Source organism: Kocuria gwangalliensis (assembly GCF_039544365.1).
GTDB classification, from domain to species: Bacteria; Actinomycetota; Actinomycetes; order Actinomycetales; family Micrococcaceae; genus Kocuria; species Kocuria gwangalliensis.
Genome location: NZ_BAABLN010000001.1, coordinates 23,102 through 48,213, shown reverse-complemented (window position 1 = coordinate 48,213; position 25,112 = coordinate 23,102). Strand labels below are relative to the sequence as shown.

Here is a 25,112-nt window from a genome sequence, read left to right as displayed (position 1 = left end):
TCGGCCCCTTGTTCTCGTGCGACACGTATGCAGCGCCCGCCGCAAGTGAACGCGGCGTCGGCTCCTTGTCTCCCACAGGGCATCAAGTGATACTGAGGAAATGTCGACACAGGATCACAAACAGCGCGCTGGGTGGCTTCCCGAACAGGACGACCTGGAGTCGTGGTTGCAGCGACTCGAGGAGAAGGACCGGGATCGCGGGTCGGACGCTGCGCTGCATCCCGCGGTCGAGCGGCTGCGGCAGCTGGTCGAGTCGGACCCGACCGTGCGGATGTACATGACGCGGATGATCGAGCAGGAGCCGCTGGCCAAGCCGTACAATCGCCGGCACCTGCACAGCGTCGATCAACTGCTACGGCTGATCAACCAGGTGATCACCACGGCCCCGGAATTCAGCGAGGATTCAATGGTCATGACACCGTTGGCCGGGCTGCTGGACTGGACGATGGGTACCTCGGCCGGCTTCGCCTTCTACCGGGACCCCCGGGTCAACGAGGTTCTGAAAGACATTTTCAACGCCTGGTGCGAGTACCTCGACAGCACGGACTCATTGTCCGTGCTGAACGATTCACCGGCCGGGTGGAAGAGCGACACGGCCCAGGAGGCCGTGGGCATGGATCAGTTCGTCCACGATCCCGCCCACGAGCACTGGGGCTTCACCTCCTGGAACGACTTCTTCACCCGCCACTTCGCCGAGGGACGCCGTCCGGTGGCCGGACCCGAGGACGACCGGGTGATCGCCTCCGTCTGCGAGTCGACCCCCTACAAACTCAGCACGGGAGTGCGCCGGTGCGACGAGTTCTGGGTCAAGGAACAGCCCTACTCCCTGGAGGACCTGCTCGCCCACGACCAGGACGTTGACGAGTTCGTCGGCGGCACCGTCTACCAGGCCTTCCTCAGCGCGACCAACTACCACCGCTGGCACAGCCCCGTGTCCGGGACCGTCCGGCGCGCGTTCGTGCAACCCGGTACCTACTTCTCCGAGGCCGACACCGAGGGCGAGAAGTCCCTCGAGCCGCCCGAGTCCCAGGGATACCTCGCGCACATGGCCACCCGCGCGATCATCCTCATCGACGCGGACAACCCCGCCATCGGCCTGATCGCGGTCGTGCTGGTGGGCATGAACGAGGTCTCCTCCTGCGTCATCGATCCGCACATCACTGCGGGCCACCACCTGGAGAAGGGTGAGGAGCTGGGTTATTTCCAGTACGGCGGGTCCACCGAGTGCATAGTCTTCCGGCCCGACGTCAATGAGGGCATCGCGCTGCAGGCCGTCCCGCGTTCCGGTGCCGTTGCCGTGAAGGTCCGCTCGCACCTGGCCACTGCCGTGCGCTGAGCCCGACGACGCCGCCGCGCGGCTGTCCCGCAGGCCCCGCGCCGGAACCACGGACCCCATCGCGCGCTAGGAACTGGAACTGAACGCGCTCACTCACACGGTCGCGGTTTTCGGTGCCCCACGGCGCCGCCCCCGCAGCACCACGTAGAGCACGAACGCCTGCACGAGCCCGGAAAGGATCAGTACGAACAGGGCCACGCCGGGGCCGAAGACATCAAATGGACCCGTGGCGGAGAGCAGGAGCAGCGACGTCGGCGCTGTCAGCGCGATGGCGGGCAGACCCTCGAACGTGACACCGATCGCTTCCGGGTCCGGGTTGACCAGGAAGTACAGCAGGTACGTGAGGGCCAGGACCACCAGGAACAGGTACACCCCCGCCACCACGATTGCGAATACACCCAGGTTGTAATCGCGGAAGCGCAGTTGCCGTTGGAAGAAGTCCATGCGGGGGTCCTTGTCCACGGTTCCCGCTCAGCCGCCCGGCGGTGCGGGAACCGTTGCTCTGAAGCCGCAGGCCCCAGGGGATCCTCGGGTCCGGACCCCAGTATATCCCGCCGCAGGTGATATAGATCACACGGATTTCAGTTCCCAATAAGACCCTAATTCACCCATCGACTTCACCCGCGCACTAGATGTACTGACCGGAGACGTTGATCGAGCCGGAGGGGACGTCGTTTGAGAGCACATCCCGCCCCTCAGGCCTTGGCAAGGGTTTTCTTTGCGCGCAGGTGCTCGCGGTATTCGCCACGAATTGCCTCGTAGTGATCGTCGGTGAGGCCGACCATGTGCCGGACGGCGTCACCTGACCAGACATGGGTCGAGCCGTTGCTGTGTTTCCACGCCATGCGCGGGTTGGCCCGTAGGTCTTCTTTCCAGCACAGGGCTTGGTGGTCGTAGGACGTCAGCGCCTGGTTCTTGCCAGGGTCCTTGCGCTTGGCGTTGACCAACTGAATCAGCTTCGTCACCGTGTAGGGGTGTGTCTGGTTCGGGTCGGTCTTCTTCACCATCACGCGCTCACCCTCCTGGGCCACGGACACCACTAAGTCGGCCCCTGTCACGGCCTTGGTCGAGTGCAAGTGCACGTCGTATACGGCTGCGACCCTCTGCATGTCTGCGCCAGCGGCCTGGGTTTCATCGAGCAAGTTGCGCAGGTCTTCGATGAAGTCCTGGACCTCAGCCACGGCCGAGGAGGCTGGTTCGGCCTTCATGAACTGGATCGGCTCCGTCGGTGCCTTCGCGCCGAGGGGTAGGAGTTGCCAGGTGATCGAATCGGCTAGGTCCTTGTTAAAGCGGTCGAGTATGAAGTCTCGGTAGTTGAGGACGCTGGTCTGCAAGAACGGGTAGACCATCTCCCCCAGGTCGGCGGCGTAGAGGTGCACAGCGCGGTTGCGGTACTCGATGAGAGCTGTGACATTTGCCGCCAAGGACGTGCCGTCGACGCCCGGTGGGAAGAGCTTATGGTTGACCACCTGCTTGAGCGCATCCTCAGCAGCCAATGTCCGGTAAGGCTGGTTGCGTTTCTTGGTGTAGAAGATGCGCTTCCCTGCCTGCCGCAGGGCCGCTTTCAGCGCGAGTTCCCAGGCGTTGACGACGAGCACAACGGTGACTTCGTCCCGGTACTCCATTCGCGGTTTGTTGTAAACCTCGATCGCCGACAGCATGGCTGAGAGCGAGTTCGCGACCAGTCGCCGCGAAGATACGTAGGGCTTCGGCATTCTTCATCACCTCTGGCGGGACGGTCGTCAATGACACCAAGTCTAGGTCACCGATCCGGACTGCATTCTTTCCGCCAGCCCCGGCTCGTTACCTGCGCTGGGCTGCTCCTCGCTCCCTGGTCTCGTCTGGGATCATCGCCCCAGCCAACCATCCCGATCGTGGCTCAATTATGGGCTGGGTAAGGCGGCCGGGCAGTCCATGCGGGTGACGCTGAAGCGGGTGCTGGCGTCATTGCCGGTGGCGGTGCAGCCGCGGTCCACTAACGAGTCCACAACCTTCTGGTGATACCCGTTGGCGTGATGCGAGACCACCGCGCTTGTGCCGTGGGCGGGGACCTGCCAGGCCATCCAGCCCTCGCGGGTCACCCCCACAAGGTCGCGGAGGTGATCCGATCCTGAGACAACATCGGGTCCTCGACATCATGGTCGGGTGGGTAGGCAATGAACAGGCTGCGGTCCACAGCCCCCATGAAAATCGCCGTCTGCGCGCCCTCGGCGTACTCGGCTGCGGTGCGGTATTCGTGGCCGATCTTCGCCTCCGGGGCGTTCTGGCCCACTAGGTGTACTGACCGGGGGCGTTAGTTGACACGACCTTGCTGGCGGCCAAAGTCAGTGGTGAGCCAATCTTCGATGGACTGATCGGGAAAGTCGGGAACATCGAGGCCATAGGCCGCGCTCTGCGGAGCTGCGTTCTGGATACGGTCTACGCGGAATAGTCGCCAGCCGTGGCGCTGCGTGTCGTAGGCGATGAGGTACCAGGTGCCGTTGCGAAGGACGTGTCGATGGGGGCGCACCTGACGTTCAGTGACTTGTCCTTGCTGGTCGGTGTATGTGAAGCGAAGGTGCTGGCCCTGGGCGACCGTTTCGGCCAGCATGCCGAGCAGTTGCCAGTCTGCTGGGCCAGCAGCTGGAGTGATGATCTGGGTCGCCAACGCTGTGGCGGTTGCTCTACGCCGCAGTGTCGGCGGTAGCAGTTGCTCCAGCTTGGCGCGCACGGCCGATGTTTCAGTGTCCGGGCCTCCTGCTTCCAGGACGAGCAGTCCAGTCACGAGTGAGCAGACCTCGTCGGCGTCGAGCAATAGGGGCGGGATCTTGATGCTCGGCACCAGTCGATAAGCGCCGCCCGGCCCGGGCGTGGATTGAACGTCGTAGCCAAGGGAACGCAGTCGCGCGATGTCTCGACGGACTGTCCGGTCGGCGATGTCGAGGCGTTGCGCCAGTTCGGACGCCGTCCAAGCGCGGTCCGTCTGCAGAAGTGACAACAGATGCAGGGCGCGCGACGAAGGGCTCTCCATAAGATCATTGTCGCGCTAGATCCGGACTGGATCAGACCGGATCTGTGGATAGCGTCGCTGATCAAGACCTCGTGCAAGGAGACGCGCATGCGAATCGCGGTCACAACCCCGATGGGTCACGTCGGGCGACACGTCACGTCCATGCTGGTTCGAGCCGGAGTGCGACCGCTGCTCCTGGCTCGGAGCCCCGAGAAGGTGCCCCCGACGCTCAGGTACTATGCCGATGTTATGGAGGCCGACTCCACCGACCCTCAGCAGGTCATCGCGGCCACGCGTGGAGTCGACGTGATCTACTGGGTTGACCCCAGTGTCTTCTCGGCTGATCCACTCGCGGATTATGCCCTTGCGACCCAGGCACTCGTAGAGGCAGTCACCATCAACGAGGTTGGTCGAGTCGTCTTCCAGAGCAGCATCGGAGCCGAGAAGCGCTCTGGCGTCGGGGAGATCGACGGACTCGCTAACACCGAAGTCGCCCTCGATGCCCTCAACCTTGACGTCACTCACCTGCGTCGCGGCTACTTCTTTAGCAACCTACTGATGGACGTCGAAGGTGTGCGTCAGGGGAAGCTGCAAACGGTTCTGCCACTCGATCAGCCTTTGAGCTGGGCCGCCCCGCGCGACATCGCCGAGGTCGCCGCACTCACGCTGCTTAACCCCCATTGGCACGGACACAGGACCCTGGCAGTCCACGGACCAGAAGACCTGTCCTGGCAGCAGGTGGCCAAGATCCTGACGGATCAGGTCGGTCACCCCGTGCGAGTGGAGCAGATCAGCGACGCCGCGATGCGTGAGCAGTACCTCACCGCAGGGATGCCTCCGAAGATGGCTGACGCTGTTTTAGGCATGGGCACCGGGATGCGCGATGACTTCCACCCCGAACAGTCGCGAACCCTGGCCACAACGACACCAACAACGCTGGTCAGCTGGATTCACGACGAGCTCCTCCCGGTGCTCTGACAGAACGGACCAATCAACAACCCGCGGGCGGCCTCCATGAGGAGGCCGCCCGTTTCGATGAGGAGAATCGATGTCTCACACAAACGCCGCTCTGACCCCTCGCCATCGCCTCAAGGTTGCGCGCCTGGTCATAGTTGACGGATACCCGATCAGCGAGGTCGCTGCCCGGTTCCAAGTGTCCTGGCCGACCGTGAAACGGTGGGTCGACCGATACATCGCGGGCGAGTCCATGGAAGACCGGTCGTCGCGGCCGAGGGCGTTTCCGAACAAGACATGCAAGGCGACTACGAAGCGATGCGTGAGCTTGCGAGTTCGCCTGCGGGAAGGACCTGTTCAATTGGCCGCGCGACTGGGGATCGCGCCGTCTACCGTTCACCGCATATTGCGCTGTGCAGGACTGAACCGGCTCTCCTACGTCGACCGGGCGACCGCGCGACCGCGCGACCGGGGAGCCGGTTCGCCGCTATGAGCACCCTCACCCGGGGTCGTTGGTACATGTCGATGTGAAGAAGATCGGAAACATCCCCGACGGCGGTGGCTGGCGCTACGTCGGTCGCCAACAAGGCGAGAAGAATCGTGCTGCCACCCCCGGCAAGCCGCGCAATCAATACGGCGGTCCGAAGCTCGGGTATGCGTTCGTACATACCGTCATCGACGACCACTCCCGCGTCGCATACACCGAGGTCCACGACGACGAGACCGCTGTCACTGCCGTCGGCGTCCTTCACCGCGCCGTGGAGTGGTTCGCAGAGCGAGGAGTCACCGTCGAGTGGATGCTCTCGGACAATGGCAGCGCCTACCGGTCTCGCCTATGGCACGACACCTGCGAGGCGCTGTCGATCACGCCGAAGCGGACCCGTCCGTATCGCCCGCAGACGAACGGGAAGGTCGAGCGATTCCACCGGACGATGGCCGACGGTTGGGCCTATGCCCGCTGCTATCTCAGTGAGCAGGAGCGTCGGGCCGGTCTCGCCGACTGGCTCCACCACTACAACCAACACCGTCCCCACACCGCCTGCGACGGACAGCCACCCTTCTCACGATTGATCAACGTCCCCGAGCAGTACAACTAGACGAAACGGTGAGCTGACTACTTCAGCTCCGTCACCGGTACGAACTGATACCCCAGCCCCTGGATTCCCTCCACCGTGTCCTTGAGGTAGTTGATGTCCAGGTAGGGGTGGAAGAAGAAACTCGCCGTGGATTCACGAACGGCCAGGTGCGCCTCGGCCCGGGAGATCAGGAACTCCGGGTCGCGGGTGGCGTGGTTGTTCTGTTCCGACTCGGTGATGTTGCCCAGGTTCTCCGGGTACACCTTGCTGCCGTAAATGTCATGCACGGTGTATGGGAAGTGCTGGCTGTAGGCCCGGCCTGCCTCGCTGGGCTCGCCCGAGAGGATCCCCGCGAAGTAGTCGCTCTGCTCGTACCGAGCGTCATAGACGTCGGTCATGGCCGCATACGCGTTGGGTGAGGCGGCGTAGTGCGGGGTCTCGAAAATCTCCGGCTCGCCCAGCCCGGCATCGACCATGACTTGGCGGCCCTTTTCGATCCGCGCGGTGTGCTGCTCCACGGAGTCCTCGGAAACCCGGCCGATCTGGCGAATGTAGGAGGTGTTCGAGCAATCCCCGAACTCGAAGGGCTGACGCGCGGTGGCACTGCATCCGTAGCGGTAGAACTCGTAATCCTCACCGCTGCGGCCGCTGTACGGATTGTCAAGGGTGCCGAACTGGTGCGTGGTGCCGTGTTGAATCAGCGTGCCACCGCGGTCCTGCATGTACTTGAGCGCATCCACCACCTCGGGACGATCCAGCAGACTCAGCCCGTACCAATCGTCCCCCTCGGGAGTCTTGGCAATGTGAATGGGCATCACGGCCACCTGGAACGGAACACCGGCTTCCTGGAGGTAGTCGGCCATGGCGCGCAGGTCGGCGGGATCGGACTCCGGCCCCACGTCCTCCAACCGCACCGCGGCCTGCTTCACCGCGGCGGTGTCCGGTGCCAGCAGCCCGTAGAACAAATCCGAATAAATCAAATAGACGTCATTCTCGTCGATGTAATCCAACGGGATCTCGCTCACGAACGTCAGATTCTCGGAACGCACCGCCCACGGAACGTCCTGAGCGCCGTCGGCATTATCGGGCACGCAGGAAACCGGGGCGTCGTCCTTGCGGCATTGCGCGCTGGCCAGCACCTGCACGGAGCTACCGGATTCCACGACGGGCGATTCCAAGATCGCCACGGAATCGGTGTATCGCGCCACGTCCTTGTCGTTGTAACGGACCGAATGGACCAGGTCGCTGCTCACGGTCCGCGTCTGGCCCGGGTCCCAGCCGAATTCGGAACGGAACTGCGCCGTTCGGTCGCTCGTCATCGCGTTCAGGTTCTCGCCGACCCACATCACCGGGGTGTCCGAGGTCAGAACATCATCGAGGAACGCGGGCGGGAGCGTGGCCGCGGAATCCGTCCCGATGTACACCACGGCGTCGTAGGCGTTCATGGCGTTGTCCGCGTACTCGGCCACCGGTTTGATCTCCGCCGTCCCGAAATGGGTCACCAGGTTTCCCGTGGCCACGGCGTACAGTTCACCGTTGGAGGACGTGTTGTCCGTCTTGTCATACAGCACCAGCGTGGAGGCCTTACCTTCCTCGCCGAACGTGGCGGGGAAAGTGGCTTCCGAACCATCCCCCTCCCCGTCGGAGACGGTCGTGTACTCCTTGGCCAACGGTGAACCCTGGCCCTCGCGCAACGAATCGTTGGTCAAACCGAAAACTACCGCGGTGGACACGAGCAACAGAACGAACAGTCCCGCGACCCAGGCGGCGCGTTGGCCCCTCGACAATTGAAAAGTCTTGCTCATGGCTCCCCCGCCTGAACGTGATGTGGATCGTGAAATATAGGTGTTCGCCCAAGTCCGAACACCGTGTGAAAAACTCAGTGGGCGGCGGCCCGGGTGAACGGTGGTTTGCCAAAGCTGAACTCATCCACGGCATCCCCCATGCCGAAGTGCCGAGCCGCCGCGTGCACCGTGCGTTCCGCCGCACGGCCGTCCCCGTACGGATCGAGCCCCCGTGACATGCGGCCGTACGCGAGGCTGTTGCTAATCAAGGTGGAAACCTCTCGGGCAATGGTGTTCTCATCGGTTCCGACCAACTTCACCATGCCGGTTTCCACGGCCTCCGGTCGCTCGGTGGTCTCACGCAGCACCAGGACCGGTTTGCCCAATGAAGGACCTTCCTCCTGAACACCGCCACTGTCGGTGAGGATGATCTTGGACCGTTCCATCAGCGCGCAGAACTGCGCGTAGGGCAACGGCTCGATCATCAGCACGTTGTCATGCCCCCGCAGGGCCGGTCGCAGCGCCTCGCGCACCATAGGATTCGGGTGCGCGGGGAAAATGAAATCGTGGTCGGGGTGCCTCCTGGCCAGCGTGGCTACGGCCCGGCCCACGGCCTCCAACGGTTCGCCCCACGATTGCCGCCGGTGGGCCGTGACCAGAACGACCGGGCGACCGCGGCCCAGGCGTCGGACCAGAGCGACGTCGGTGATCCGGGGCCGGGACGCCACGGTGGCCAACAGGGCGTCGATGCCCGAATTGCCCGTGACCACAATGTCCGACGCCGCCACGTTCTCCCGCAGCAAATTCTCGCGACTTGCCGCCGTGGGGGCCAGGTGCAGGCTGGCGATCTGCCCGGTGAGACGCCGGTTGATCTCCTCCGGGAACGGCGAGGACCTGTCACCCGTGCGCAGCCCGGCCTCCGTGTGGATCACCGGAATCTCGGAGTAGGAGGCCGCGAGCGCGCCCATGAAAGACGTCGTCGTGTCACCCTGAACCAGCACAGCATCGGGCCGCTCCGTCTGCAGGACCCGAGTCAGCCCCTCGAGGGTGCGTGCGCTGATCTGTGTGAGCGTCTGTCCGGGGACATGGATGTCCAGATCGTGATCGGGGACGATACCGAAATCCTCGTTGACCTGCTCTAGCATCTCGCGGTGCTGCCCCGTGACGACCACGCGTACTCGGAAACGCGGATCTTTGCGCAGCGCCAGAACGAGCGGCGCCATTTTGATGCCCTCGGGGAGGGTTCCGTAAACCGCCATGATGGTGACCGGCTGAAGGGGGGGTGTTCGTACCATAATTTCTCCTCTGGGATGCCGGCCCACGGCACCCCGATTGTTAGCGTCAGTCTCCCGATTCGGTGGCCACGCTGAGGTCCATGAAGCGGACCCGGGCGTCCTCCGTGTACAGCCCGATGGAGCCCCCGCGGTACGGCCGCTCCGTGTCAGTTACCGTGGCCAGAACATGACCGTCCACGCTGACGGTCATCCGGGGCCAGTCCTGCTCGATCCGCACTTGATATTCCTGACCGATGGGAAATTTCTTGTCCTCCCCGGTGGCCAGGAAACGCTGGCTTCCCGGATAGTCGGGGTCCTGCTTGGAAATCTCCCAGCCGTTGGGCTTGAGCGCCACGGCGTAGAAGTGGTCGTTGTCCCGGAAATTCCACAGCACCCAGCCCACCTCCCACACGTTGGGAGATCCCTCGCGCACCTGCTCCTCGGTCTTCATGGTGATCTCGAAGTCCGCGTCCTGGTACGTCTCGGTGGTGTGCACCAGTGACCCGTGGGTGACATCCGCCGACGTCGCCGCGTTGGGTTCCAGCACCACCTGCTGGTCCGTACCCACCGTCCGGCCGTGCCCGTTGTACATCGCCGTCCACCGGCCGTGGGTTTCTCCGTCCGCCCAGGGCTGGACCCGCCACACGTTATTGACCCCCGCCGTGACCAACAGCGCCAGGAGCACGGCTCCCAGTAGCACCGCCGGCAATTTCTTCGGGTATGGCCTCACCGGTCAGCTCCTCCGCGGACGTATCCACTTGATTTCTGCTTTCGACATTGCGTTCTGTCTTGGTCCACGAGTTCTGGCCGATCACGGCGCGGTAGGCGGCCTTCCAGCCCGCCACGTACCAGAGCAGGGCATAGAGGACGTACCCGTGAATCAGCACCACGGCCACGAACGGGTTCAACCCTTGATGTTTCTCCTGCGACCAGTACACGAATCCGAACAGCACGGCGGGTCCGAACGCCACCAGGTAGGCAGAGAGCCACCAGGGGGAGACCACGGCCTGTCCCAGGGCGATCCCGAGCAGGATGTCCAGGACCCAGAACGCGAATGCCGCACTGAGGAAGGACGTGACCAGGAGCAGGAACGGGCTGGTCAGGTGATACAGAATGTCTGCCCTGCGCGTTCCGGTCAGATCGCGCAGGACCCAGGGCACCAGGTTCCAGGACTGAAGGTGCCCCTGGAACCAGCGGGTGCGCTGCTTGATCCACCGCTTGACGTCCACCAGGCCCTGCTGGTGCACGGATGAGGTAGAGCAGAACTCGATGTCCCACTCGTCGATGTGCAGCCGGACCCCCAGGTCCAGGTCCTCCGTGAGACTTCGCGACCACGGGGACGGGCCCAGACCGGTCAGCGCGGACAACCGCACGAATTGGCCGTTACCGCCCAGACCCACGCTGCCCAAGTGGCGGCGACCGCGTTGGAACACGTGAGTGAACAGCACGAATTCGATGTCCTGCATGCGAGCCAAGAGGTTCTGTTGACGGTTGTTGATCCGAACGCCGATCTGCACGGCACCGAGCTGTTCGTCATGGAACAAGGGCATGACCTCATCCAGAGCGTGGGGATCGAGGCGCCCATCCGCATCCATGACGCACACGATCACCTCCGACTGGGGTGACCCGGCGATCAATTCGCTACCCACGAGGTGGCGAACGGCCGCGTTCAATGCTTCGCCCTTGCCCTGACGGGCCTCCGGGAGAACACGCTGGAACAGGCGAACCCGCGGATCAGGGTGTGAGCGAACGATATCGGCGGTCCCGTCGTCGGACCCGTCATCAATCACGAGAATATGGATCCCGGGATAATCGAGGCTGGTCAGACGGTCCAGACTTGCTTTCAGAACGCGGTCCTCGTTCAAACATGGCACGACGAAGACCACGGTTTTTTCCGAGCCCGCATGAGCAGTCTGACCAGCTGAAATTCTCTGCCGACGGGGTTCAAAACGAGAAAGCACCAATAAGGTCAATCCGTAAAGAACGCTAATCATCACCAGGGCAATCACGAGCCACAGGACCAAATCGATCCTGTTTCCGAGAAACATAATCATGACGGATTCTCTACCGCTGACCGGGGTGTTGACCGGGGCCGGTTATAACGTGGGCGCCCCGCCCGCGTCGACCCGTGTGTCGCGTATGCGATCCGCCGGTCAGGGCTGCAACAGCGCCGGACCTGGAGTGCTGTCGCAGGGACTGCCAGGTGGTGAATGCGCTTGAGATGCTTACGGCGCACAGCATGAACAGCACGTACGCCAGGAAGAGCGCCATGGCGATCATCAGTAGCAGTCGGCCGCCGCTGTGCAGGATTGATTGCGTATATTCCGAGATACTGGTCGCGCTGTTTAATGGCGCGCTTAAAGCTACGAGCATGTGTTTCCCCCAATGGATCAGTCCCGTTCCCCAACAGGACTTTCGGCACCATTCATCGATGAGGTGCCGACTCATGTCAGTGTGCCACCGCTTTCTTGTTACCGCAAGGTTATTCAACGAGTTCGGATTTGATGCCCGCACAATAGGGGACTACATCACCAAGACCTGAAAATACTCGTGCACGATGAATACCCGTTCTACTTGGGGAAACGTCTTCGGGGGTGCGCACGGGGCCCCGGCTCGTGGGTGGTGGGGTGGGCCCTTTGGTTGTTCGGCCTCGTTGTGGGGGCGGCTTGTTCCTACCAGGCGTGTTGAGATTCACCCCCGCCAGGGCGAGAAAAACCTCAAGACCTTTTGATGAGTAACTCAAAACATGACACACTGTCGTTATGACCTCGACCACTTTCTCTGCGCAACCGCCGCAGCACGAGAACGCCGGTGACACCGCCGTCGTTCCCGGGATGTGGACCGCGCGGATCCGAGAGGCTGGACTGCGAGTCACCAAGCCTCGACTGGCCGTGCTGGATGCCTTGGAGCGCTCCCCGCATGCCACTGCCGATGAGGTGCTCTCCGCGGTGCGCGCAGTGATGCCCAACATCACCGTGCAATCCGTCTACGTGGTGTTGCACTCGCTCACCAAGGCCGGGTTGCTGCGTCAGCTTGACCTGGCGCACTCTCCGGCCCGGTACGAGACTCGGGTGGCGGACAACCATCACCATGCGGTGTGCACGGTGTGTGGACGCATCGAGGACGTCGCCTGCGCCGTCGGGCACGCCCCCTGTTTGGCCCCCACCGAAACCCATGGGATGAACATCCATGTGGCTGATGTCGTTTACCAAGGCGTGTGTTCCGACTGCTCGGCTCAAGAGGCCGACAAGGCAACAGCGCGAAGGTAGACCCTTTGTCATTCGCAAGGCCCACCCAGGGCCGACCGGTTCACCCACCCGTCCCAACCCAACTAAGGAGTACGTGATGACGGAAACCACCCCGCACGGCACAGGTTCGACCACCCAGGCCGGCATCCCCGCCGTCAGCGACCGCAACTCGCTGACCACCGGCCCCAACGGTTCGATCGTGCTGCACGACCACCAGCTGGTGGAGACCCTGCAGCACTTCAACCGCATGAACATCCCCGAGCGTCGTCCGCACGCCAAGGGCGCCGGCGCGTTCGGCACCTTCGAGGTCACCGAGGACGTCTCGCAGTGGACCAAGGCGGACTTCCTGCAGCCGGGCAAGAAGACCGAGATGCTGGCCCGCTTCTCCACCGTGGCCGGCGAGCTGGGCTCCCCGGACACCTGGCGTGACGTCCGTGGCTTCGCCCTGAAGTTCTACACCGAAGAAGGCAACTTCGACATGGTCGGGAACAACACCCCGATCTTCTTCGTGCGCGACCCCATGAAGTTCCCGCACTTCATCCGCTCGCAGAAGCGCCTGCCGGATTCCGGTCTGCGTGACGGCACCATGCAGTGGGACTTCTGGACCCAGAACCCCGAGTCCGCCCACCAGGTCACCTACCTGATGGGCGAGCGCGGCCTGCCCAAGACCTGGCGTCAGATGAACGGCTACGGCTCGCACACCTACATGCTGGTCAATGAGCAGGGCGAGAAGTTCTGGGTCAAGTGGCACTTCGAGTCCCAGCAGGGCGTGGAGAGCCTGAGCAACGAGGAGGCCGAGCATCTGGCCGGTGCCGACGCCGACATTCACCGTCGCGACCTGTTCGACGCGATCGAGCGGGGCGAGCACCCCAAGTGGGACCTGTACTTCCAGATCATGCCGTACGAGGAGGCCAAGACCTACCGGGTCAACCCCTTCGACCTGACCAAGACCTGGTCCAAGAAGGACTACCCGCGGCACAAGGTGGGCACCATGACCTTGAACCGCAACCCGGAGAACTTCTTCGCCCAGATCGAGCAGGCGGCCTTCTCCCCGGCCAACATGGTCCCGGGCACGGGCAACTCCCCGGACAAGATGCTGCTGGGTCGCACTTTCGCCTATGCGGACGCCCAGCTCTATCGCGTCGGCACCAACTTCCAGCAGCTGCCGGTGAACCGCCCGATCAACGAGGTGCACACCTACAACTTCGAGGGCAGCATGACGTACCTGCACAGCGGCGCCCGCCGGGTGTACGCCCCGAACTCCTTCGGTGACTCCTGGTCGGACGAGACCGGCCCGGTGGACAACGGCTGGGAGGACGACGGCGCCCTGGTGCGCGAGGCCTACACCCTGCGCGAGGACGACGGCGACTTCGTGCAGGCGGGCATCCTGGTCCGTGAGGTGTTCGACGACGCGCAGCGCGATCGGTTCGTCGAGACCGTCGCCGGTGCCCTGGACGGCGTGCAGGAACCGGTGCTGTCCAACGCCTTCCAGTACTGGAAGAACGTGGACGAGACCATCGGTCAGCGCATCGAGGACGCCGTCAAGGTCGACGCCGGTGCCAGTGTGCCGGGTATGGGTGTTGACGAGGGCGAGAGCGTCAACGCACCGGTCCACTGACGAGCATTGTTAGCGTGACTTGCTGAGCGAACGCCCGGCTGGATTCCTCCAGCCGGGCGTTTGCCTGCCCGGTGAACGTGATGACACAGGGTCGTTCCCGCGAGACTTACCCTGGATTCATGACCTCCCCACACGCTCTGAACCTCCCGCCCGTTGCCGACCTCCTGGACACTGTTCGCGTGGTTGGCCTTCCGATGCGCGTGAAGTTCCGGGGCATCACGGTCCGCGAAACCGCCATCTTCCACGGACCCGCCGGGTGGGGGGAATTCGGCCCGTTCCCGGAATACGGGGACGCCGAGGCTGCTCAGTGGCTCCGCGCCGGCATCGAAGCTGCCTGGCAGGGATTCCCCGATCCCGTGCGTTCGAGCATCCCCGTCAACGCAACCGTCCCGGCCGTGCCCGCCGACCGCGTGGCGGACGTGCTTGCCGGGTACGGCGGCGCGGTACCCGCCGTGAAGATCAAGGTCGCCGAGCGCGGTCAATCCCTGGCGGACGACGTCGCTCGCGTGGCCGCCGTCCGCGACCTCCTTCCCGGCGCGGAGCTCAGGGTGGATGCGAACATGGGCTGGGACGAGGAGCAGGCCGTCGCGGCGCTCACGGAGCTGGCGGCCTTCGACCTGGAGTACGCCGAACAGCCGGTGGCCACCATTGAAGGCTTGGCCGCCGTGCGGCAAAGGCTGCGGGACAAGAGCATTGACCTGAAGATTGCCGCGGACGAGTCGGTCCGCAAGGCCGAAGATCCCCTCGCCGTGGCCCGTGCCGGTGCCGCCGACCTGATCATCGTGAAGGTGGCCCCGCTCGGGGGAGTGCGCCGGGCGCTGGAGCTCGTGCGGGACGCGGGCCTACCCGCCGTGGTGAGCTCGGCCATCGACAGCTCCGTGGGAATTCGGGCGGGTGTGGCCCTGGCCGCCGCGCTGCCCGAGCTGCCGTACGCGTGCGGGCTAGGAACCCTGTCGCTCATGGCGGCGGATGTGACCCGCAAATCACTCAAACCGCAGGAGGGTCACATTCCGGTGCGAGACGCAGCCGTGGACCAGGATCTCTTGGCGGAATTCGCGGTGACGGGTGAGCGGCGGGACTGGTGGCTCGACCGGATCCGCAGGACGCACGCGGTGCTGGCGGGTTAGCGCTGCCCGGCTCGGTCAATTAACCTCCCGTTTCACCTGGCGTCGTACTCAGCTCACTCTCAGGTGGTGAGCTAGGCAGCGGAACAACTCGCTGACATGTGTATTTGCATGTCCTCACCCAGGGGGATCCCATGACGCAGACACCCGAACGCCGCAAACTCCTGCCCATGTTGGGCCACGTCAAGGGCAAGCGCAGCCCCCTGACCTGTGAGCTCAAGTGCGGCAGCCAGTGCATGAACCCGGACTGCAACCAGTCCGGCAATGAGTACGCGCACGACATCATTTCCGCGGCCGTGAGCCGCCGTTCCGCACTGGGCCTGGGCCTGGCCGGTGCTCTCACGGTGGGGGCCGTGGCGGGTGCCGCCGAGCCGGCCAACGCGAGCTACGCGTACTGGGGCAAGGGCCGCAGTCGCCTGGACTTCACCCCGATCAAGCCCGTGGGCATGACCGTGGACGACTTCAATGTCCCGGAGAACTACGACTGGTCCCCGATCATTCGCTGGGGCGACCCGCTGTTCTACGACGCCCCGGAGTTCGACCCCAAGAATCAGACCCCGGAGTCCCAGTCCAAACAATTCGGGTTCAACGCCGATTACCTGGACATCATCCCGGACCCCAACGGGCTGACCGGTGTGCTGGTCAACAACCACGAGTACACCAACGAGAACACCATGTTCCCCACGGGAGAGCAGGAGAAGAACCTGGCCAACGTGGTGCGCACCGCCATGGCAGCCCATGGCATGTCGGTCGTGGAGATCACCCGCACCAAGGTGGGCGAACCGTGGTCCTACGTGCGCGGCGGTGCCCGTAACCGTCGCATCACCCTGAGCACACCGTTCGTGGTGGACGGTCCCGCTGCGGGCTCGGACCTGCTCAAGACGCAGGACGATCCCACGGGCAAGCGCGTTGCGGGCACCCAGAACAACTGTTCCGGCGGTGTGACCCCGTGGGGTACCGTCCTCTCCGGCGAGGAGAACGTGCACCAGTACTTCATCACCTCCGGCACCTCGGAGGAGAAGCGCTACGGTTTCCCCACCACCATGCCCTCGCGCCGTTGGCCGGAGGTCGAGAAGCGGTTCGATGCCCGCATCGAGGGGTACAAGAACGAACCCAACCGCTTTGGCTGGATCGTGGAGATCGACCCGCAGAACCCGAACTCGGCACCGGTCAAGCACACCTCACTGGGTCGTTTCAAGCACGAGGGCGCCAACGTGCACGTGGGCGATGACGGCACGGTGGTCGCCTATTCCGGTGACGACGAGAAGTTCGAGTACATCTACAAGTTCGTCTCCTCCCGCAAGTACAAGGAGGGCGACAAGCGCCACAACATGAAGCTGCTCTCCGAGGGCGACCTCTACGTGGCCAAGCTCACGGGCAACTCGCCCAAGGGTCAGATCACCGGCGACGGCACCCTGCCCGCAGACGGCGAGTTCGACGGTTCCGGCGAATGGCTGCCCCTGATCAAGGGCGGCAAGTCCATGATCAAGGACATGGCCGTGGACGAGGTTCTCGTCTACACCCGCCTGGCCGCGGACAAGGTGGGTGCCACCAAGATGGACCGCCCGGAGGACGTGGAGCCCAACCCGCACACCGGCAAGGTGTACGTGGCTCTGACCAACAACTCCGACCGCGGCAAGCCCGGCTTCGCGCCGGTGGACGAGGCCAACCCGCGTACCGGCAACCGCGACGGCTACGTTCTGGAATTCACCGAGCGCCACGGCCGCGTGAACTCCACCCGCTTCAACTGGAACCTGCTGCTGGTCTGCGGTGATCCCACCAAGGACTCCGGCACATACTTTGGCGGGTACCCCAAGGAGAAGGTTTCACCCATCTCCTGCCCGGACAACGTGGCCTTCGACCGCGCGGGTAACCTGTGGATCTCCACGGACGGTGCGCCGTCCAAGATCGGCTACAACGACGCCCTGTTCAAGGTGGGTCTGACCGGTTCCGAGCGTGGCCGCGTGCAGCAGTTCCTGTCCGTCCCACAGGACGCCGAGACCTGCGGTCCGGTGGTCCACGACAACGAGGACATGGTCTACGTGGCCGTGCAGCACCCGGGTGAGGACGGCTCGTTCGAGGAGCCTCGCTCCTACTTCCCGGACTACGTGCTGCCCACCCGCGCCGGCGAAGGCGAGTTCTCCATGCCCCGCCCCGCCGTGGTGCAGGTCTTCAAGCTGGAGCGCGACAAGGATCCGGAGTTCCCCGGTGGCGTGAGCGACAAGCCGGGCAAGGGACACGGCCGCGGCAAGCGCCGCAAGAACGGCCCCAAGGGTCCCAAGTACCGCGGCTATCGGGGCAAGTCCAACCCGGACACCCGCAACCGTGCTCGCCGGGCCCGCCGTTCCTACGAGGACTGGAGCTTCCAGGACAGCGGCGGCGAGGGCAACATCACCCGCCCGCTGCCCAAGCGCTGAGCCAGCGCCAGCCACGCTTGAGTGCGTGATCAGACCCGTGCGGGGTCGCGGTTGTCCGCGGCCCCGCACGGGTCTTTAACGCGTTCATGTCGACGACGTCGCTCACGCACCCGGGTGCCCCGCCGCGCCCGACATTCCGGCACGGTATTGCGCGGGACACACGGTGCCCGCTGCGAAGCCGAGCCGGACATGTCACCGGGCCGAGCGGCGTCGTCCTGGGTGCCCGCGACCTATGTGACGCGGTGTGACGTGATGTGACTCCCCGTGACAACGGGCTGTGAGGCCCGCCCTGACGTCGGTAGCTTTTATGCAACGGGTCACGCAGAACTGTGCCGCTCGGGGACCTCACCCGTACCCCCGACATCTCGCGGCGCACCTGACGATCACTAGTTTCCGTTCAAGGAGCTGCCATGGCCGCGCAAACGACCTCAACCGAGAGTCCTTCCAAGTCGGCTGCCCCGCGCGTGCGCGGACCGCGCCCCGGCACCAACCTGGGGCAATGGAAGATCAGCGGTAAGGACCCCCTCAACCACAACGAGGAGTTCAAGGCCGAGGGCAATCCGCTCGATGTCCGTGAACGCATCATCGACACCTACTCCAAGCAGGGTTTCGATTCGATTCCCACGGATGACGTGCACGGACGGTTCCGCTGGATGGGTCTCTACACCCAGCGTAAACAGGGCGTGGACGGCGCCTCCACCTCCAAGCTGGACGCGGAATCCCTGTCCGACAAGTACTTCATGATGCGCATCCGCACGGACGGCGGTCGGCTGAGCGTGGCGCAGGCCCGCGTGATCGGTGAGATCTCCCGTGACTTCGCCCGGGACACCGCCGATGTCAGCGACCGACAGAACATCCAGTTGCACTGGATCCGCGTCGAGGACGTCCCCGAGATCTGGGAGCGGCTGGATTCCGTGGGTTTGCTGAGCGTCGAAGCGTGCGGCGACACCCCGCGCGTGTTCCTGGGCAGCCCGGTGGCCGGTGTGGACGCCCACGAGATCATTGACTGCACCCCGCAGTTGGATGCCCTGGGTGAGGCCTTCGTGGGCAACCCGGACTTCGTGAATCTGCCCCGCAAGTTCAAGACCGCGATCACCGGCAGCAAGAGCCTGGACGTGGTGCACGAAATCAACGACGTCAGCTTCGTGGGGGTCGAGCACCCCGAACTCGGGGTCGGATACGACCTGTGGGTGGGCGGCGCGCTGTCTATCACCCCGCGCCTGGCCGAGCGACTGGGCGTGTTCGTGGCACCGGAAGACGTGGTTCCCGTGTGGGCCGCGGTGGCCGGCATTTTCCGCGACTACGGGTACCGCAAGCAGCGCACCAAGGCCCGCCTCAAGTTCCTGCTGGCCGAATGGGGCACCGAGAAGTTCCGCCAGGTGCTTCAGGACGAGTACCTGGGCCGCGAACTCCCGGACGGCCCCGCGCCCGCCCGCGCCGTGGGCCGCCCCGATCACGTGGGAGTGCACGAGCAGCACGACGGCAAGAAATACGTGGGCTTCGCCCTCACCGTGGGCCGCCTCGATTCCGCCGCGCTGTTGACGCTCGCCGACGCAACCGAGGCCGTGGGTTCCGACCGCATCCGGCTGACGCCCTACCAGAAGGTCCTGGTCCTGGACGTCCCCGAGGATCGTGTGGCGGAGCTGACCGCCGCGCTCGAGCCCCACGGCATGGACGCGCACCCCAGCCCGTTCCGCCGCGCGACCATTGCGTGCACGGGCATTGAATTCTGCAAACTTGCGTTCGTGGAGACCAAGGGCCTGGCGGCCCAGGTGATCGATCAGCTCGAAGAGCGGCTCACGGATCTTGAGATCACGAACCCTATTTCCCTGCACATCAACGGTTGCCCCAACTCGTGCGCGCGCATCCAGACCGCGGACATCGGGCTCAAGGGCCAGTTCATTGGCGAGGAGTTCGTGTTCCAGGTGCACCTGGGCGGCGGGCTCGCCTCCGCGGACCGCGAAGAGGGCGGGCTGGGTCGCACCGTGCGGGGCCTGAAGGTCACCTCCGACGACCTGACGGATTACGTGGAGCGCGTGACCCGCCGCTACATGGCCGAGACCAACGGCGAACTCACCTTCGCCGAGTGGGCACAGAACGCCGAGGAGGATTGCCTGCGATGACCACTCCCACTACTTCATCCCCGACGACGCCGCCCGAGGCACCTGCCGCGGGTACGTCACCTGACGTGACCACTTCGCCGGCCGCAACCGGAGTGGGCTCCGCAACCGTCGATACCAAGGCGCCCGGAGCGGCGTCGGCGCCCCAACGAACTCGCTCCGAGGCCGAGCTGAAGGCTCTGGTCGAGGAGGCCAATGAACTGTTCGGCGAGCGCAACGCGGACACCCAGGAACTGCTGGCCTGGGCCGGCAGGACGTTCGGGAAGTCGCTGGCGGTGGCGTGCTCGATGGCCTCGGACACCGTGGTGCCCGCCCTGGTCAGCCAGCACATCAAGGACGTGGACGTGCTGTTCCTGGACACCGGCTACCACTTCCAGGAAACCCTTGAGACCCGGGACGCGTTCGCTTCGGACTGGCCCGTGAACGTGCGCACCCTGCTGCCGCGGCTGACCGTGCCCGAGCAGGACGCCGAGTTCGGTCCGAGACTCCACGACCGCGAACCCGCCACGTGCTGTGGGATTCGCAAGGTCGAGCCGCTGGACAACGCCCTTGAGGGCTACGAGGCGTGGGTGACCGGGCTGCGCCGCGAGGAAACTCCCCATCGCGCCAACGCCGCGCCGGTGGAATGGGACGAACGCCATCACATGGTCAAAATCAACGCGATCGTGGACTGGACCTTCGACGACGTCGTGAGCTGGGCCGAAACCAACCTGGTGGTGGTCAACCCGCTGCTGACGCAGGGTTACCCGTCCATTGGTTGCGCTCCGTGCACACGAAAAGTTGCCCCCGGTGAGGATCCGCGCGCTGGTCGCTGGTCCGGGCTGGGCAAGACAGAATGCGGGATTCACGTATGACCACCACAGTTACCTCCACCTCGGCACCGCACGCGGCCGCGCTCTCCCAGTTGCAGCGGCTCGAGGCCGAGTCCATGCACATTTTCCGCGAGACCGCCTCCGAGGGTGAACGCCCCGTGCTGCTGTTCAGCGGCGGCAAGGACTCCGTGGTGATGTTGCACTTGGCCGCCAAGGCCTTCTGGCCTAGCCCCATCCCGTTCCCCGTGCTGCACGTGGACACCGGGCACAACTTCCCGGAGGTTCTCGAGTTCCGCGACCGCACCGCCGAGCGGCTGAGGGTGCGTCTGGAAGTGGCCAGCGTGCAGGACTACATCGATGACGGGCGGTTGAGCGAGCGCCCGGACGGCACCCGCAACCCGTTGCAGACCGTGCCGTTATTGGATGCCATCACGGACGGCCGTCATGACGTGGTTTACGGCGGCGCCCGCCGTGACGAGGAAAAGGCCCGAGCCAAGGAACGCATCATCAGCTTGCGCGACGAGTTCGGTCAGTGGAACCCGCGCGACCAGCGCCCCGAGTTGTGGAACCTGTACAACACACGCCACCGCCCGGGCGAGCACGTGCGGGTGTTCCCGCTGTCCAACTGGACCGAGCTGGACATCTGGCGTTACATCGCCGCGGAGAACATCGAGCTGCCGCCGCTGTACTACGCACACGAACGAGACGTGATCCTGCGCGACGGCATGCTGCTGGCCGTGGGGGAGTACGTGAGTGCGCGCGAGGGCGAAAACATTGAACGCCGCACGGTCCGCTACCGCACCGTGGGCGACATGAGCTGCACCGGCGCCGTGGAATCACCGGCCGCCAGTGCCCAGGACGTCCTGGCGGAGGTCGCGACCAGCACACTCACCGAACGCGGTGCCACGCGAGCGGATGACCGCATGTCCGAGGCCGCCATGGAAGACCGCAAGCGAGAGGGCTATTTCTAAAATGAGCGTCGACACCCGAGGAAGCCTGCTGCGCATTGCCACCGCGGGCAGCGTGGACGATGGCAAGTCCACCCTGGTGGGGCGCTTGCTCCACGACACCAAGAACATCCTGGTCGACCAGCTCGAGGCCATTGAGCGGGTGAGCCAGGCGCGCGGTCTGGACTCGGCGGACCTGGCGCTGCTGACCGACGGCCTGCGGGCCGAACGCGAGCAGGGAATCACGATCGACGTGGCCTACCGGTACTTCGCCACGCCCGCCCGCAACTTCATCCTGGCCGACTGCCCGGGACACGTGCAATACACCCGCAACACCGTGACGGGCGCCTCCACCGCGGATGCGCTCATCATCCTGGTGGACGTGGAGCACGGGATCGTGGAGCAGACCCGCCGCCACCTGGCCGTTGCCGCGCTGCTGGGTGTGCCGCACCTGATCGTGGCGCTCAACAAGATCGACCTGGTCCCGGACGCCGAGCAACGGTTCGCGCAGTTGACCACGGACCTCCACGAGCTGGCCGACCAATTCGGGGTGCTGGCCTTGCAGACCATCCCGATATCCGCCCTGCGCGGGGACAACGTGGCGGAGAAATCGCCCAACACCCCGTGGTACGAGGGCCCCAGCCTGCTGGAATGGCTCGAGACGCTGCCGGATTCGGCCGAGCTCACCCGGTCCGAGGATTTCGCGTTCCCCGTGCAGACGGTGCTGCGCCCGCAGTCCGCCGCGGTGGATCCCGCACTGGTGGACTACCGCGGGTATGCGGGGCAGATCGCCTCCGGAACCGTGCGCGTGGGAGATACCGTCTCGGTGCAGCCGGCTGGTCGCCGGACCACGGTTGAGGCCATCGACCTGGCCGGTCAGCCCCTGGACGGGGCCGTCGCAGGGCAGTCCGTGACCCTGCGGTTGAGTGACCAGATCGACATCACCCGCGGTGATCTCATTTCCGGTGTGGAGGCGGGCGCCGAACCCAGCCAGTCCGTGGAAGCCGTGGTCTGCTGGCTGGATGAGAAGCCGTTGCACGAGGGCCAGCGCGTACTGCTCAAACACACCACGCGAGTGGTTCGTGGCATTGTCGGGTCGATCGACGGTCGCTTGAACCTGGACAGTCTCAGCGCGGAATCCGTGGACTCGTTCGGACTCAATGACATCGGCCGGATCACGGTGCGGGTGGCCGATCCGATCTTCGCCACCGGTTATACCCGGTCGCACACTCTGGGATCGTTCCTGCTGATCGACCCGCAGACGGGCCGCACGCAGGCCGCGGGCATGATCCAGGATGACAGCGTTGAGACTCCCGGAGTGCTGGGAAGTCTCAAGGCAGAAAACGGCGACTGGCGGATCTGAGGTTTGCGCGGCGGCGTCGTCCGTGATCGGGCGGCGCCGCCCGCATCACGTGCGCGCGTGTCCTCGTGATGGAGCCCCGCGTGCTGCGGGCGACTGTGGGTGTCCGAGGGGCTCACTAGAGTGGGCTCCATGATCACTCCGAGCCTGCTGACGGCCACCACCGCATTGAGTGCCCTCGCGCGCGCGGGCATGGAGCACATGGTGGTCGCGCCGGGTTCTCGCTCCGCACCCGTCGCCTACGCCGCCGCGGCGGCCCAGGAGAGCGGGGCGCTGCGCGTCCACGTGCGCATCGACGAGCGCGCGGCGGCCTTCACGGCCCTGGGAATTTCCCGTTCCACCGGGCGACCCGCCGCGGTACTCACCACCAGCGGCACCGCGGTGGGCAACCTGTTGCCCGCTGTCATGGAGGCCTCGCACTCGGGGGTTCCGCTCGTGGCCCTCACGGCTGACCGCCCGCCCGAACTGCGCGGCACCGGCGCCAACCAGACCACATTCCAGCCGGGAGTGTTCGAGGCGTTCGTGCGCGCCCAAGTGGATCTTGTGCCCGACGATCAAAACCCCGCCGCGGAGACGCTGGATCGCGCGCTCGCGGCCGCCGGGGGGAGCCGCACCACCGCACCGGGCCCGGTGCACCTCAATCTTGGCCTGCGGGACCCGCTGTACCCGTGGACCGAGGAAGACCACGTGTTCCTCAGGAACTGGGCAGTGGAACTGGCTGCGGAATTGGCCGAAAACCGCCCCGCACGCATTGCCCACCCCTGGTCCGTCTTCGACGAATCCCTGGTGAGAGACAGCCCGGACATCGCTACGGGCGGACTGCCCCGGGACATCGGCACAACTGTCCGCGAACACAATGTGCGCGGCGGCGGCATTGCGGCACCCTCGGGTGAGAATCATGGGAAGCGGACCAGCACCCCGGACGGCGTACGGGCCGTGGTCATGGCCGGCGACGGCGCGGGGCCGGGTACCGCGCGGTTCGCAGCGGAGGCCGGACTGCCGCTCCTGGCCGAACCGTCCTCCAACGCGCGTTTCGGTACGTCCGCCGTGCACTCGTACCAGAACGTGTTGGAACTGGACCTGGTTGACCAGGTGGACACCGTGGTGCTCATCGGCCGTCCCACACTGTCCCGCCACGTTGCGAACCTGCTGCGGCGCAAGGACGTGCGTGTGCTGGCCGTGCGGCCCGGGCCGGTTGCGTGGTTCGAGGAAGGGCGCCGCGACGAGGAGGTTGTCAGCTCCTTCCACGAAGTCCTCGACCTTATCGGGCCCGTGCGTAAGGGGTGGTTCGAGACCTGGGAAGCAGCCGGCGTAGCCGCGGGCGATGCCTTACGGACGCAGACGAACTTCTTACCCGCCCTCACCGGCCTGCATGTGGCGCACGCCGTGTGGGATGCATGCGCGGCAGACGGCGCCGTGCTCGTGGCCGGTTCGTCCAACCCGATCCGAGACCTGGACCTGGTCGCCTTACCGGGCGACCCCGTGGCCGTGGTGGCCAACCGCGGTGTGTCCGGGATCGACGGAACCGTGGCCACCGCCCACGGCGTGGGATTGGGAACGGGACGCCCGGTGCGTGTGTTCCTGGGTGACCTCACGTTCCTGCACGATGCCGGCGGGTTGCTCATGGGCCACGGCGAAGAGGTCCCGGACGTCCAGCTCGTGGTCCTCAACGACAACGGCGGGGGAATCTTCGGGAAACTCGAACACGGTGCCGTGGCCCAGGACGAGCGGTACACCAATACCGTGGAGCGCTTCTTCGGCACCCCGCACCAGGTGTCCCTCCCGGACCTGTGTGCGGCCTACGCGGTCGAGTACAGTCGCGCGGACACCGCCATTGAGTTGGCCGCACTGTTTGCAGCGCCTTTACGGGGTCGCCGCGTCATCGAGGTCCCGATCGACCGCGCCGGTCTGCGGGAGTTCCACCAGGGTATTCGCGAGGCGGCGCAAGACGCGGCTAGGCAGTTCCTGGCCAAGCATCCCGCGGGGGAGTAAACGTGGCAGCGGTGGTTGCCGCCGACTCGCTCCGGCAGCAGCGGTCATCGTTGAGCCACTC

Annotated in this window: 19 protein-coding genes and 1 pseudogene; 12 read left to right on the top strand and 8 right to left on the bottom strand. The window is 65.0% G+C overall.

Going from position 1 to position 25,112, the window contains the following annotated elements:
* Positions 1-100: 100 nt before the first annotated feature.
* Entirely contained in the window at positions 101-1,336 is a 1,236-nt protein-coding gene (locus ABEA06_RS00195) for a phosphatidylserine decarboxylase family protein (RefSeq protein WP_345310171.1), read from the top strand.
* A gap of 93 nt (positions 1,337-1,429) precedes the next feature.
* Here the strand turns inward: ABEA06_RS00195 and ABEA06_RS00190 are convergent, their stop codons facing one another.
* From ABEA06_RS00190 to ABEA06_RS00175, 4 genes are all read right to left on the bottom strand, one after another.
* Positions 1,430-1,780 (bottom strand): SCO4225 family membrane protein, encoded by a 351-nt coding sequence (locus ABEA06_RS00190; RefSeq protein WP_345310170.1) that lies wholly within the window; start codon positions 1,778-1,780, stop codon positions 1,430-1,432.
* A 251-nt stretch (positions 1,781-2,031) separates the two neighbouring features.
* Positions 2,032-3,051, bottom strand: a complete 1,020-nt coding sequence (locus tag ABEA06_RS00185; protein WP_345310169.1) for a DUF3644 domain-containing protein — start codon at positions 3,049-3,051, stop codon at positions 2,032-2,034.
* A gap of 362 nt (positions 3,052-3,413) precedes the next feature.
* Positions 3,414-3,608: a hypothetical protein gene (locus ABEA06_RS00180; RefSeq protein WP_345310168.1), complete on the bottom strand. Its 195-nt coding sequence runs from the start codon at positions 3,606-3,608 to the stop codon at positions 3,414-3,416.
* 21 nt (positions 3,609-3,629) lie between these two features.
* Complete coding sequence (locus ABEA06_RS00175) at positions 3,630-4,346, bottom strand: helix-turn-helix transcriptional regulator (RefSeq protein ID WP_345310167.1); 717 nt, start codon at positions 4,344-4,346, stop codon at positions 3,630-3,632.
* A gap of 87 nt (positions 4,347-4,433) precedes the next feature.
* Between ABEA06_RS00175 and ABEA06_RS00170 the strand changes: the two genes are divergently transcribed.
* Together ABEA06_RS00170 and ABEA06_RS00165 are read left to right on the top strand one after the other, a co-directional pair.
* Entirely contained in the window at positions 4,434-5,303 is an 870-nt protein-coding gene (locus tag ABEA06_RS00170; protein ID WP_345310166.1) for an NAD(P)H-binding protein, read from the top strand.
* Between the two features lie 70 nt (positions 5,304-5,373).
* A pseudogene (locus ABEA06_RS00165) lies at positions 5,374-6,376 on the top strand (IS481 family transposase).
* Between the two features lie 17 nt (positions 6,377-6,393).
* Here ABEA06_RS00165 and ABEA06_RS00160 read toward each other — a convergent pair.
* From ABEA06_RS00160 to ABEA06_RS00145, 4 genes are all read right to left on the bottom strand, one after another.
* Positions 6,394-8,160 carry a polysaccharide deacetylase family protein gene (locus ABEA06_RS00160; RefSeq protein ID WP_345310165.1) on the bottom strand — a complete coding sequence of 589 codons (1,767 nt, stop codon included), beginning with the start codon at positions 8,158-8,160 and terminating at the stop codon, positions 6,394-6,396.
* A gap of 74 nt (positions 8,161-8,234) precedes the next feature.
* A complete protein-coding gene (gene wecB / locus ABEA06_RS00155; protein WP_345310164.1) occupies positions 8,235-9,434 on the bottom strand; it encodes a non-hydrolyzing UDP-N-acetylglucosamine 2-epimerase in 1,200 nt (399 codons plus the stop codon).
* A gap of 46 nt (positions 9,435-9,480) precedes the next feature.
* A complete protein-coding gene (locus ABEA06_RS00150; protein ID WP_345310163.1) occupies positions 9,481-10,143 on the bottom strand; it encodes a family 16 glycoside hydrolase in 663 nt (220 codons plus the stop codon).
* Entirely contained in the window at positions 10,061-11,467 is a 1,407-nt protein-coding gene (locus ABEA06_RS00145; protein ID WP_312396338.1) for a glycosyltransferase family 2 protein, read from the bottom strand. Before ABEA06_RS00145 ends, ABEA06_RS00150 begins: the two co-directional genes overlap by 83 nt.
* A gap of 708 nt (positions 11,468-12,175) precedes the next feature.
* Between ABEA06_RS00145 and ABEA06_RS00140 the strand changes: the two genes are divergently transcribed.
* From ABEA06_RS00140 to menD, 9 genes are all read left to right on the top strand, one after another.
* On the top strand, positions 12,176-12,682 hold the full coding sequence (locus tag ABEA06_RS00140) for a Fur family transcriptional regulator (protein WP_345310162.1): 507 nt from the start codon (positions 12,176-12,178) through the stop codon (positions 12,680-12,682).
* Positions 12,683-12,758: 76 nt separating this feature from the next.
* Positions 12,759-14,279: a catalase gene (locus tag ABEA06_RS00135; RefSeq protein ID WP_345310161.1), complete on the top strand. Its 1,521-nt coding sequence runs from the start codon at positions 12,759-12,761 to the stop codon at positions 14,277-14,279.
* Positions 14,280-14,398: 119 nt separating this feature from the next.
* Positions 14,399-15,406, top strand: coding sequence for an o-succinylbenzoate synthase (locus ABEA06_RS00130; RefSeq protein ID WP_345310160.1), 1,008 nt, complete (start codon positions 14,399-14,401; stop codon positions 15,404-15,406).
* 131 nt (positions 15,407-15,537) lie between these two features.
* Positions 15,538-17,820: a PhoX family protein gene (locus ABEA06_RS00125; protein WP_345310159.1), complete on the top strand. Its 2,283-nt coding sequence runs from the start codon at positions 15,538-15,540 to the stop codon at positions 17,818-17,820.
* 410 nt (positions 17,821-18,230) lie between these two features.
* Complete coding sequence (locus ABEA06_RS00120; protein ID WP_303382853.1) at positions 18,231-19,943, top strand: nitrite/sulfite reductase; 1,713 nt, start codon at positions 18,231-18,233, stop codon at positions 19,941-19,943.
* Positions 19,944-20,035: 92 nt separating this feature from the next.
* Positions 20,036-20,794, top strand: coding sequence for a phosphoadenylyl-sulfate reductase (locus ABEA06_RS00115; RefSeq protein WP_345310298.1), 759 nt, complete (start codon positions 20,036-20,038; stop codon positions 20,792-20,794).
* A complete protein-coding gene (gene cysD, locus ABEA06_RS00110; RefSeq protein ID WP_303382852.1) occupies positions 20,791-21,723 on the top strand; it encodes a sulfate adenylyltransferase subunit CysD in 933 nt (310 codons plus the stop codon). The genes ABEA06_RS00115 and cysD overlap by 4 nt, the downstream gene beginning before the upstream one ends.
* Position 21,724: 1 nt before the next feature.
* Positions 21,725-23,062 (top strand): sulfate adenylyltransferase subunit 1, encoded by a 1,338-nt coding sequence (locus ABEA06_RS00105; RefSeq protein WP_303382851.1) that lies wholly within the window; start codon positions 21,725-21,727, stop codon positions 23,060-23,062.
* Positions 23,063-23,191: 129 nt separating this feature from the next.
* Positions 23,192-25,051: a 2-succinyl-5-enolpyruvyl-6-hydroxy-3-cyclohexene-1-carboxylate synthase gene (menD, locus tag ABEA06_RS00100; protein WP_345310158.1), complete on the top strand. Its 1,860-nt coding sequence runs from the start codon at positions 23,192-23,194 to the stop codon at positions 25,049-25,051.
* Positions 25,052-25,112 lie beyond the last annotated feature (61 nt).